A 10,991-nucleotide genomic window follows, 5' to 3' on the forward strand; every position below is an offset into this window, starting at 1 on the left:
TGTTACCATACCAGATGGTAAAAACAAAATGCAACTTTTTTGACTTAGATTCGAATATATCGATTCCCTGGCAACTGCTGGATTAATTGTTTCATTTCCAACATTAATAGCGCGGGATGAATCTGCGAAATGGACAGGATTTCACTTACTTTATCCATTAAAATTTGCAGAGAAATCGGCTCATTTGAAAGCTCTCGATAGAGGATTTTTTCATGTTCAGTTAATGATTTCAGCTTGTCTTTCTCTTTTGTTAGCCCAGAAAGATCACTTTCTATTGTAGCAGCCGTTGCAAACTGAGCATATTCTTCCAATACATCTCCAATATGCCGAATACACTTTGCACCTTGTTGGATTAACTGAATCGTGCCTCCACTTTGCTCACTTGTACAAGTTCCAAATAGGTACTTAGAAACTAGTAGGTGATAATTTCAACATCTGTATACGAACTAATCCTAACCTCTTTCACAATAAGTCGTACAAGATGCTGCTTTTCATCAATGCCTAGCCCCATCTGTTTACCGTAATAATACTCTGTTGCGACTTTCAAAACCTCTTTCAATCTGTCTTTCCTCAATTGATAGCTATCAAAATCTGATTGTTCTTTCTTTAGACATTCCAATTCAGATAGTAACTTTGTCCGTTTCTCGGTTACATCTATAAGTTTCTTTCTAACATCCTCTACAAGTTCAGGTGTGCTTAACAACTCAAATAATCTACTTTTCATTTGCTCAATTTTTGAGAGTTCCCTTTCTAACCTTTTTATTTCTCTCTCATATCCAGTATCTAGGATATTATCTTCCAATATATTTGTATCCTCAATACAATCGGGGTCGCTCAATAATTGGCTGATTTGATTCCACACTATATCATCAATATCGGAACATCTAATTGACTTGCCGCATCCCCATTGAGACCCTTCAACATCACACTTACAATAATAGTAATAATCGACTTTATTTTTACGTGAAACCTTTTTCCCTCTCATAGGACGATCACATTCTGAACAACGGCATAGTCCCGAAAGCAGGTATTTATGTTTATTTAGTCCAGCATAAAGCCTTCTTGACACTTGAATTTTATCTTGTGCAATTTCAAAAATAGCAGGATCAATAATAGCAGGGATGTTAACAACTACCCATTCAGAAGGATCTTTTTGTTTAGGAGTAATCCTATCCCTTCCCCTTACTATTCCATTCCAATCGGTTTTATTCTGGATAAATTCCCCTTTGTAGGCACTATTACAAAGAATTCTCCGAACAACACTACGATGCCATTTCCCTACCCTCTTTTTAGTAGGTATACTTTGTTCATTCAACCAACGTGCGATCATGTTGGGGCCACTAATACACGGGTCTGGGTGTACAAATTTATTAAATATTAACCTCACAATCTCCGCTTCTTCGTCATTAATATCGAACATATCTGTTTCTTTATTAAAATTATAACCATATAGGTTGTTTCCTCTTACAATCTTCCCCAACTTCATTTTCTGTTTTATCCCTCTCATACTTCTCTCCCGAGTTTTAGCTCGTTCAAACTCCGATACTATGCCTTTCAGTTGATAAAAAAGCATGCCTTCTGGCGTCTTGTTATAATCACTATTCACAAACATAAGTTTGCAGTATTTCTCTATCTCTTCGGTAAGTATGAGTAGGATAGATGTTCCTCTAGCAAGTCTATCCGGATCTAGTACGATCACCGTATCAATTATTCCTTGTCGAATATCATTACGTAATTTCTCCAAACTAGGCCGTTCTAAGATAGACCCTGTAATTCCATCATCAATATATTCAATGATTTCATTGTCGACCCTTTCTTCCCTCGCCTTTGCCCTACAATCCTCTAATTGGGCTGGTATACTAAAACCCTTCTTCGCTTGTTCGTCCGTCGATACTCTTACATAAATTGCTGTTGCCATTCTTAATCTCCCTTTCTATGTACATTTTTATAATATAATTATACGCCGCTGTTCGGGCCTCCGATAAGCGCTTACCTTCTATAATTGTGACATTCATGCGCCAGCCTCCAATTTTGATTCTTATACTTATACAAGCGCAGGGGGGTCAGAAAAGAGGACAATTTGACTGCATAAAATAAAAAAGAGAAGGCATCGCCCTCTCCATTCAATCCTTCTTTATCGATTCTAATTTGACTAAAGTTGAGTCAAGATTCGATTTTCTTTCTGAAATAAAATCTAACCGATCTCTTCCCTTCAAAAGTAGATTTTCGTACTCAATTCGCTTCCTACGTACTAATTCGCTAATCATCGAAACCTCTTCGGAATTGAACTCAAGACTTTCTGATCGTAGATATCCCAAAATACCCTTTAAGAAGCCTATCTAGTTGAGAATGAAATCACCTTCATCTTGGGGCAATTCTGCAATTAGGTCCTCAATTCGATGTTCTACTACTGTGTCGATCATCATTAATTCATCCTTCGTTAACAATATGGTTTTCATATGGTAACCTCTCCTTTCGTTCTATAATATTGGGACCATGGCAGATCTCCAGTAATAAATTCAGGTTAATGTGACAAATGCGCGATACAAAAAAAGACCCCGTTTATAAGGAGTCCTCTTTCAAATTACTGCTAAGGTGAGTATAGGATATTACCCGCCTACAGGCTCGGCAGAGTGCTTCACTAGATTAGGAATGTCATTTTTAACAACCGGATTGACAGGCAAAACACTTGTCAGAAATAATACAAACATAAGACTAACACCACACTTCTTCATTTAACAATTCCTCCCTATTTTTCACTTGTGCAAGAATCCCGACTAAATCGAGTACTCTTGCATCGTGTCCTAGAATCCTCATACACTCCATGAGAGGTACAATTACTTTCTCGACTAGATTGTCCATTTTTAAAAAAATTGCTGCTTCTAACCCGCTCTCGAAATAAGATGTAGCTGCACTAATATCATTTTGTGATAGCTTTAAACTTCCGAGCGTAAGGTGTGCATCAAAAACTCGTATTTTGTCATTATGTTTTTTACCAATTTTTAATGCTTTTAAGTACAATTTCTCTGCGGCTTCTGTGTTTCCATCCTGTACATGGAGTTTCCCCAATTCAATATAAGCCCCACTAATCACGGATTTATAGGTAGTAAGAGTATCTTCCAGGTCTAAAGCCAATTGATAATAGTTCTCTGCAAGCTCCCTACTTCCAATTAGCTTATACGCCTGACCTAATTGAATAGAAAGATCAACAATTCGTTCCGGACTTCCATTCTTCAGAGATAAATTAAGGCCTTCAGATAACACATTAATCGCTTCCTTAGGTGAGTTCCCCAATAAGATGCGACCGTAAATTTCAAACAAATTCAATCTCGATTCGATATCAATTTCTTTTTTATGTTTCAACATAGCCTCAATTTTAGGCAATATCTTATTCGTCAAGCCAAGTTTCTCCAGATAAATAATTTCATCGACTTGCAAATTGAAAAATAGATAACTTCGCTCACCTTGACCTACAAATGAGTCTATCCCTTTTCGGACTGTAACAACAGCCTGTTTAATATCACTATTTAAATAATGACACACAGCTAGATCCCCATAAGCTGTAGCCTTTATGTTTAGAAAATCATCGTCAGGACAAAGCGAAATACATCTTTCAAAATAACTAATAGCCTTAGATATCCCTCCTTTTTTCCTATACACCTTGCCGTTCAAAAGCAAAAAGTATGGATAATGTTGATTTTCTTTGTCTAATTCTATCATATTCAGAATGTTTTTTATACAATGACTTTCTATGTCTTGTTGATTCACTAGAAACTCACATCGTAACAGTTGATGATGCACTACAATATCAGCTATCTGACCATTCGGTTTGATTAAAGCAGAAATTTCGTCCTCGATCTTACTCAGATCGACCCCCATCTTATCTGCTAAGTACATAACTTTAGGGGATATGGTCTTCAATTTGCCATTTTCAATATGACTAATCATACCAGCCGAAATAGTTTCATCTGCTATATCGGCTTGATTCAAATCAAGTTTCTTTCTCTTTCGTGCAAACACCTTTCCTAGCGCAGCCATAGCATCTTCGCCCATCTATTGTTCACTCCTATTCTTTTAGAAATAGAGAACGATCTTGTAAACTTACAGTTTTTCTAACTATTGAACTGAATCTACCTGCTTTCTTGATGATTTGACCCAGTACACTTCTTCCGAAAATAACCTATCACCAAAATCAAAGTATAAATCACAACAGCACACGGAGCGATTAAACTACTCCAATATGTAAATGTTTCCCACATACTATCACTCCAAATAAATATTTTTTTAGAAAATAGAAACCAATCGAAACACTGCATACATAGATATAATACTAAAAATAACAGGTCGTTCCTTTCTAACAATGGCTAAAACCGAATAGCCAAGCAAGCATGGATAGATTATATGCTCTGGCATCCAAGGTAGTTGAATACGAAAAATCCAAAACAATATATCCACGAAAATCCCTATCAATGAAATCCGAAATAATGACTGCTTCAATTGAAACAACCCATTCTTTAATGTATCTTTGCTACGAATAATTGCTTCCCCGAAATAATCATTTATCTTTTTCTTTGCAGCCGGATCTTCGAAATTAATATAAATAGGTTGCATATACGGGATTTTCTCATTCAACAAATCTCTTCCCCAGCAGAACTCGTCCTTACTCCCTAGCGTCAACGTTGGATATTTTGTAATAGTATCCTGCTCTTTCAACTCTTTCGGATACTCTGGCATGGGAGTCAGTTCCGTATCAATAGAGAAGACAACTCGTTGATCCTCTGTCTTCCCGAAATACTCTTTAGACTTCAAGGTCCTAATATTACTAAAGAGGAATTGGAATGGATATTTGGTAACTCTTGACATCGAAAGATCAACAGGAATCCATCCCTTTCCCTCCACAAAAAATTCATTCCATGCATGGTATTGTCCCTTACCTACCCATGCCCCAAAAAGTGAACGGCAAGGAATCCCTTGTGCTCTACATAATGCTGCGAACAGAAACGAATACTCTCCACAATCTCCTTTACGCGCTTTTAAGAAATGAACAACTCCCCTCGCTTTAGGAGGATAAACGTAGCGAAAATTTTCCTTTATGTACTGGAAAATAGCAAAAGCTTTTTCTTCCACGGTCTTACACTCGTGGGCTATATCTCTCGATATTGCTCTAATCGTATCATTTATCTCCACGAGGGATGTTGATCGAAGATAAAAGTCCCTTTCTTGACCCGATAAAGAACTCGCTTGATTAAGGTAAGGTGAGGAATGAATTGTAATCTCATATGTCTTCACTAAAGATTCTCCCTCATCCAATTCGTAATATGACATCTGGTTAAAATCTACTTCTGTGTGTGAAGTAGAAAGACGATTTGAAGATATTTCTCTTACAGTCTGCACATGATTGGTAGGTGGCTCGGATAGCCAAATCCGTGTAGTCCCTTTTCTTGAGTTTGGAAAGCTAAATGTATATATGTATGTTTCCATTGGAACCTCCGTTTCTAAATAAGGTAAATGCCCCTTTCAACGTTCTATCAAGGAGCATTTTTCCTTTTAGTCAACCTTTTTGACGACAGTAGGTAATAGACAGCCTTTATCATTACAATTTCCTGCTGGAATGATTGTTCGTCGACTAGCGATCCAATCATATATCTTCTGTCCCAAACCTATTTTGACCGAAAGACACAGAAAGGGAACAAATACCCAAAGTAGGGGGATATTTCGAGATATCTTTATCATCGTGTCAATTCCATCTTCGAGTTTATCGTATCGGATATCTAACGAATGAATACGCACCTCTAATTTTTTAATATCTAAACCATAATCTTGAGTAACTGTTCCATCTCTAAACGAAACAAACTCCAGACGTCCCAAAGCATCCCATTTTTTAAATCTCTCTATGCTACTGATGCAGAAAGGACACCAACCATCATAAAAAACAAGAACAGTTCTGATTGACTGAGGTTCTACAGAAGAAGATGAACCCTTCCATTTTCGAATTAAGTTGTTAACTAACCCAGTTATTCTGTTTCCCATTATAACAAAAAATTCTTTCAACCTTCTGTATTCGCTATCTTTCAAAAATAGCAGATGGTTCGCAATCATAGTAAAGGAGAAACTAAATAAGCCCATTACTACAAATATACCAAAATGCATTCCAATAACTCCAGCCATAGCTAAATATTTGGTATATCGATTGAACAGTAGAAAAGGAAAGGCTATCTGAACTAACACAGCAAAGTAAGCACCTACTACCAACAAAGTTTCGGAAGATGTAATAATCTCACGGAAAAACGGATGAGAATACTCGTCGACCTGCAATATATAGTATAGAGCAGTTCCTTTCTGCCAAAGGTCCCCCATTGCTTTATGTAGACCTGATGTTAGGTACAATAAGCTTACTTGAACCACACATGCTAAAACAGCTAGATTATGCAATAAGTTTCGTAGTGAAATTTCATGTGTAGACTTTGTAACAACACCTTTGTTACCTCTACGTCGTCTATAATAGGCATCTACTGAAAAATGAGACGTAGTGTCTGCGAAAAGGAGGTAAAGTAATAAAATTCGTATAATATTATCTCCACCATCGGAAATAATCCCGTTCCGAGCAAATAAAGACCAGACAAAAACAAAGTTCAATATCGAAATGATCCTTCCTCTGTAGCCCAGGGTAAATAATAAAGCAATCAAAATTCCAAGATGGAAAATAACTTCGAAATACAATGATGAAGAAGACAGTTGATAGAGTGAGAAAGAACCTGTATAGAATGTTTCTTTAACAAAGTCTGGAAAGTCAATGATACCGTTTGGTCCCCACAATATGTGCCGTTGCTGGTATTGCATACAATACATATACAAAATGATACATCCAAAAGCGATTCGAATCAAACTAGCCCCGATTAACATTTGCTTTTTCTGATTCCAGCGGATCAAACAATCAAACATAGATTTCACCTTTCTTTCTCTCATAGGATTTCTTTAAAATAAAGGCACACCTGGCTGATAGTCTTTCCAATCAAACTCATACGAACTTTTTTTATTTTGATAATCCCTATCACCTCTCTTGGAAAAGGGTGTAGACTCGGTTTCTACCATCATCACTTGCAATTGTTCAATTTTTTTATTTGGAAATACGCTGGCAAGATACGATTCTGCGTACCGATTTACAAGTTTGGTAGCATATGTCTTTTTCTGCTTTATCTTCTCCCCTTCGAGCAAATCCTTAAATTTTTCCTCATCCACTTTTTTATCTTGGACCTTCTTTTTCAACATTGCTAATACATCATCTTGTTCACCAATCAAAGCAATTGAACTACGGGGAAATCGCAACAGTCTGTTATATGGTGTGAAACGATTTTCTTGATTTTTTTTGAACAGATCAGAGGTTATATCAATCCATCCTGTTATTTTTTCCTGTCCATCTGACTCTTTCATCTTTACTCGAACATAGAAAGTATTGTCGGAAGTAACCGGATCTGGAGCAAATAACTTCCAGTTTTGTGTGAATAGTGGTTCCATATAACCATTAACAACTTGACTATACTTAACCTTTAGCGGATTAGATGGAGATACATACATAGCTGTCAAAGCAAAATGAACAACAAAAGCACCCACAAATCCTACTGATAATACTTTCTTCCACATAACCATCCCCCCTAGTAAATAACAGGGCATCCTAAGATACCCCGTCATCCAATGTATTACTGATCGAATGCTTCTTGAACTGAGTCGTATTCATAATTACTACTAGTATCCAAGCCACTGCTTCCAAACAGTCCAGCAGCTTTTCCTGCTGCCCAAGCTAATCCCATTCCCACACCAGTAGCGGCTGCTCTTACCAGACCAGCCCTTTGGGGTTCAATTGATTGCGACTTATTACTAACTGTAATTACTTCATGGTCTTTGCTCAGAGTAGATGCATGTGCATTTGAGGAACTAAGTACTGCTCCACCCATGAGCATTGATAATGCTAATCCTGTTGCTATTAGCTTTTTCATTAGAATTCCTCCCTCTCTTATTGGTCAAATGCTTCCTGAACTTGTCGATATTCATAATTTAATGTTGCGTGACTACGCCCAAAAAGTGCGCTTCCAACTTTCTCACCAGCTACAAATCCAACAGCCCCTGCAAATCCTCTAGCAAATAATCCACCAATTGACTTTGTTTCAATAGTATCTCGGGAAGACGGATCTTTCACCATGCTTACGTTTTCTGTAACAGTAGATGCATGTGCATTTGAGGAACTAAGTACTGCACCACCCATCAACATTGACAATGCTAAACCTGTTGCTATTAGCTTCTTCATTAGAATTCCTTCCTCTCTTATTGGTCAAATGCTTCCTGAACTTGATCATAATCGTAATTTATAGACTTGTGACCATCTCCATAAAGCTTACTACCAATCACATGCACGATTCCTTTTGCCAATCCTTTAGCAAATGCACCAGCCAATGCCTTTGTTTCAATAGAATCTGAAGCAGACTTTATGTTATCCACACTCACTTTTTCTGTAACAGTAGATGCATGTGCATTTGAGGAACTAAGTACTGCTCCACCCATGAGCATTGATAATGCTAATCCTGTTGCTATTAGCTTTTTCATTAAAATCCCTTCCTTCTTTATTGGTCAAATGCTTCCTGGACTTGACCATAGTCATACCCAGAAGAAAGCTCAACACTTTTCCCAACTACCGCCCTAGCAGCAGCATCTCCGGCTAGTGCTCCAGCTAAATACGCTGCTCCTTTTGCTGCTCCCCGACCAATCGCCGCCCAGAATTGAGGTTGAATATCGCCAGAAGAATAGTTTGTCTCTACTCCTACTCTCTGTTCTGCCACAGAAGATGCATGTACATTGGAAGAACTAAGAATTGCGCCCCCCATAAGCATTGACAATGCTAAACCACATACTAAAATTTTCTTCATTTTTACACTCCTTCAAGAAATTTGTATTTTAGAGAATTTAAAGATCTGTCTTTCATTACATCTCTAACCACCTCCTTAATTAATGATTTCCATATTATCTATCACAATAAATAGAATAGGTAGAATAAGTAGATTTCTTAAAGATATAATAATACATATTTGTATTTTTATCAATTTTACAAAAATAATTAGAATATTAATGCATAGACTAATATAATCATGAATAATATCCGATTTTAGGCTTATATCAACTCAATATAATGAATTTAAGTTATATAAAATTGATATTAAAATACCTATTTCCAATACCAATAGAAAAAAATATATAATGATGGAATCAATTATCAAAATAATATTATTAGTTATTACTAGATATAATATTGAGATTATTAATTTTAGATAGTATAATTTATAAAAAAATAAAAGAGGTGATCTATCTGTGGAGTAAATTTCTGATATTACACGTTAATGTAAAAACACGTTTACTTGATCAATTCCTCCGTAATCTTGCATTTAACATGATTACCCCCTTTATGACTATTTATTTTGCTGGATATCTAGGTGCATTTAATGCAGGACTGATACTCATGATCAATCTAGTATTATCCTTTATTTTAGGGCTTTACGGAGGCCATCTTGCTGATAGATTAGGTAGAAGAAAAATACTACTTTGGTCAGGATCAATACGCTTAATTGCCACTTCAGGAATGGCTATTGCCGTTTCACCTTGGGTTAGTTCGCCTATACTGGTATTAAGTATGGTCACTCTGAATAGTTTGTGCATTGGTGTTGCTCGGCCAGTAGGGTCTGCCATGATTGCTGATTCCAGCCATCCAGATGATAGAAAGTTTATTTACACTATTGATTATTGGTTATTTAATCTTTCCATGGTCATAGGTGCGATACTTGGAGGATTTTTCTTCCAACACTATTTATATGAGCTATTATTAGGGGTCGCATTCTCCGCATTCGTTTCACTTTTATTAATTACGTTTCTTATTAAGGATACTTATCTACCACACAAAAAAAAGGAGCGTGTAAAAACAAATCCTTTAAGAGAGGTAATAACAATCTATCGCGGTGTATTAAAAGACAATGTATTTCGTATTTTCATATTGGCTAACTTAATGAATATTTCTGTCCAAACACAAACCATGGACTACATAGCTGTTCGGCTTAAAGAAGAAATGGCAAGTCAAACTTTATTTACCATTGGAGATTTTTCTTTCGTTATAAATGGGATTAATATGTTTGGATTGCTATATTCAGTTAATAGTTTTTTAGTCATTACTTTCGGGTTGTTTATTGCACAGTTATTTAAGAGGTTGAGTTCCTTGTCTTTACTTAATATCGGACTTCTCCTGTACACAATGGGTCTTACTACCCTTGCAGTTAGCAACAATCCATATCTCTTAATCTTTTCTGAGGTTCTAATCGTTGTAGGAGAGCTAATGTACATACCCATAAAGCAATCTTTAATGATCGATATTATTCCACAAGAAAGCAGGGGGGCTTATATGGCAACCAATGAGTTCGCGATTCTGGGAGCTATGGTAATGGGAGCTCTGGCCGTTTCGCTAGGTGCTCTTTTTCCTTCTTGGTTCATGGCAAGCTTGTTTTTTGTTTGTGGCATCACTAGCATATTTTTATTTGGACGATTACCTAACCATCAACACAACAAAAATAAAGCCGAGTTAAAAGCAAGTTAGATGTTCAAGTAAATATTCAATCGAGTAGGAGGGGGTGATTAACCCCCGACCTCTCACACCACCTAGCATGCGGTTCCGCACTAGGCGGTTCACTTAAGTCTGACGAATCCAGTCATATCTTGCCTTTATACTCTTTAGTCCGAGACCTCGCCAATAGGCGAGATCAAGAGTCCTATGGAGGATCGGGCTACAAGCAATGCGCCAGTATTTCTTACGAGTATTGCCCCATTCATAGGCTTTTTCTTTAGGAATTCCTAAAGAAATAAGCCTTTTAATTTTTGTCTTGGGTTTCTTCCATTGCTTCCAAAGGCACATTCTTAGCCTTCTACGAAGCCATTCGTCCATTTGTTGAAATGAAGTTGGG

14 protein-coding genes are annotated in these 10,991 nt (G+C 36.9%); 1 reads left to right on the forward strand and 13 read right to left on the reverse strand.

All coding sequences use genetic code 11. The features are described from left to right. Positions 1-44: 44 nt before the first annotated feature. From BT147_RS06815 to BT147_RS06860, 12 genes are all read right to left on the reverse strand, one after another. A complete protein-coding gene (locus BT147_RS06815) occupies positions 45-311 on the reverse strand; it encodes a DprA-like winged helix domain-containing protein (protein WP_072332633.1) in 267 nt (88 codons plus the stop codon). Between the two features lie 101 nt (positions 312-412). After that, positions 413-1,918 (reverse strand): recombinase family protein, encoded by a 1,506-nt coding sequence (locus tag BT147_RS06820; RefSeq protein WP_072332635.1) that lies wholly within the window; start codon positions 1,916-1,918, stop codon positions 413-415. After that, on the reverse strand, positions 1,860-2,015 hold the full coding sequence (locus tag BT147_RS15460; protein WP_177239710.1) for a hypothetical protein: 156 nt from the start codon (positions 2,013-2,015) through the stop codon (positions 1,860-1,862). The genes BT147_RS06820 and BT147_RS15460 overlap by 59 nt, the downstream gene beginning before the upstream one ends. Before the next feature lie 594 nt (positions 2,016-2,609). Beyond that, entirely contained in the window at positions 2,610-2,735 is a 126-nt protein-coding gene (locus tag BT147_RS15825; RefSeq protein WP_286119161.1) for a hypothetical protein, read from the reverse strand. Beyond that, complete coding sequence (locus tag BT147_RS06825; protein WP_072332638.1) at positions 2,716-4,053, reverse strand: helix-turn-helix domain-containing protein; 1,338 nt, start codon at positions 4,051-4,053, stop codon at positions 2,716-2,718. The genes BT147_RS15825 and BT147_RS06825 overlap by 20 nt, the downstream gene beginning before the upstream one ends. A 231-nt stretch (positions 4,054-4,284) precedes the next feature. After that, positions 4,285-5,481: a transglutaminase-like domain-containing protein gene (locus tag BT147_RS06830; protein WP_072332641.1), complete on the reverse strand. Its 1,197-nt coding sequence runs from the start codon at positions 5,479-5,481 to the stop codon at positions 4,285-4,287. Positions 5,482-5,547: 66 nt separating this feature from the next. Beyond that, positions 5,548-6,942 (reverse strand): DCC1-like thiol-disulfide oxidoreductase family protein, encoded by a 1,395-nt coding sequence (locus BT147_RS06835; RefSeq protein ID WP_083426439.1) that lies wholly within the window; start codon positions 6,940-6,942, stop codon positions 5,548-5,550. A gap of 33 nt (positions 6,943-6,975) precedes the next feature. After that, positions 6,976-7,641 carry a DUF5819 family protein gene (locus BT147_RS06840; RefSeq protein ID WP_072332647.1) on the reverse strand — a complete coding sequence of 222 codons (666 nt, stop codon included), beginning with the start codon at positions 7,639-7,641 and terminating at the stop codon, positions 6,976-6,978. 56 nt (positions 7,642-7,697) lie between these two features. Further along, positions 7,698-7,994 carry a hypothetical protein gene (locus tag BT147_RS06845; RefSeq protein WP_072332650.1) on the reverse strand — a complete coding sequence of 99 codons (297 nt, stop codon included), beginning with the start codon at positions 7,992-7,994 and terminating at the stop codon, positions 7,698-7,700. Positions 7,995-8,011: 17 nt separating this feature from the next. After that, the gene (locus BT147_RS06850) at positions 8,012-8,302 is read right to left on the reverse strand and encodes a hypothetical protein (RefSeq protein WP_072332653.1); all 291 of its coding nucleotides are present in this window, start codon (positions 8,300-8,302) and stop codon (positions 8,012-8,014) included. 17 nt (positions 8,303-8,319) lie between these two features. Further along, positions 8,320-8,598, reverse strand: a complete 279-nt coding sequence (locus BT147_RS06855; protein WP_072332656.1) for a hypothetical protein — start codon at positions 8,596-8,598, stop codon at positions 8,320-8,322. Positions 8,599-8,615: 17 nt separating this feature from the next. Next, on the reverse strand, positions 8,616-8,918 hold the full coding sequence (locus tag BT147_RS06860; RefSeq protein WP_072332659.1) for a hypothetical protein: 303 nt from the start codon (positions 8,916-8,918) through the stop codon (positions 8,616-8,618). 380 nt (positions 8,919-9,298) lie between these two features. Here BT147_RS06860 and BT147_RS06865 point away from each other — a divergent pair, with 380 nt between their 5' ends. Then, the gene (locus BT147_RS06865) at positions 9,299-10,627 is read left to right on the forward strand and encodes an MFS transporter (protein ID WP_072332662.1); all 1,329 of its coding nucleotides are present in this window, start codon (positions 9,299-9,301) and stop codon (positions 10,625-10,627) included. Between the two features lie 93 nt (positions 10,628-10,720). Here BT147_RS06865 and BT147_RS06870 read toward each other — a convergent pair. Further along, on the reverse strand, positions 10,721-10,991 hold a 271-nt coding region (locus tag BT147_RS06870; RefSeq protein ID WP_286119162.1), incomplete at its 5' end, for a group II intron maturase-specific domain-containing protein.

The organism is Thermoactinomyces sp. DSM 45891, assembly GCF_900119485.1.
Classification (GTDB): Bacteria; Bacillota; Bacilli; order Thermoactinomycetales; family Thermoactinomycetaceae; genus Baia.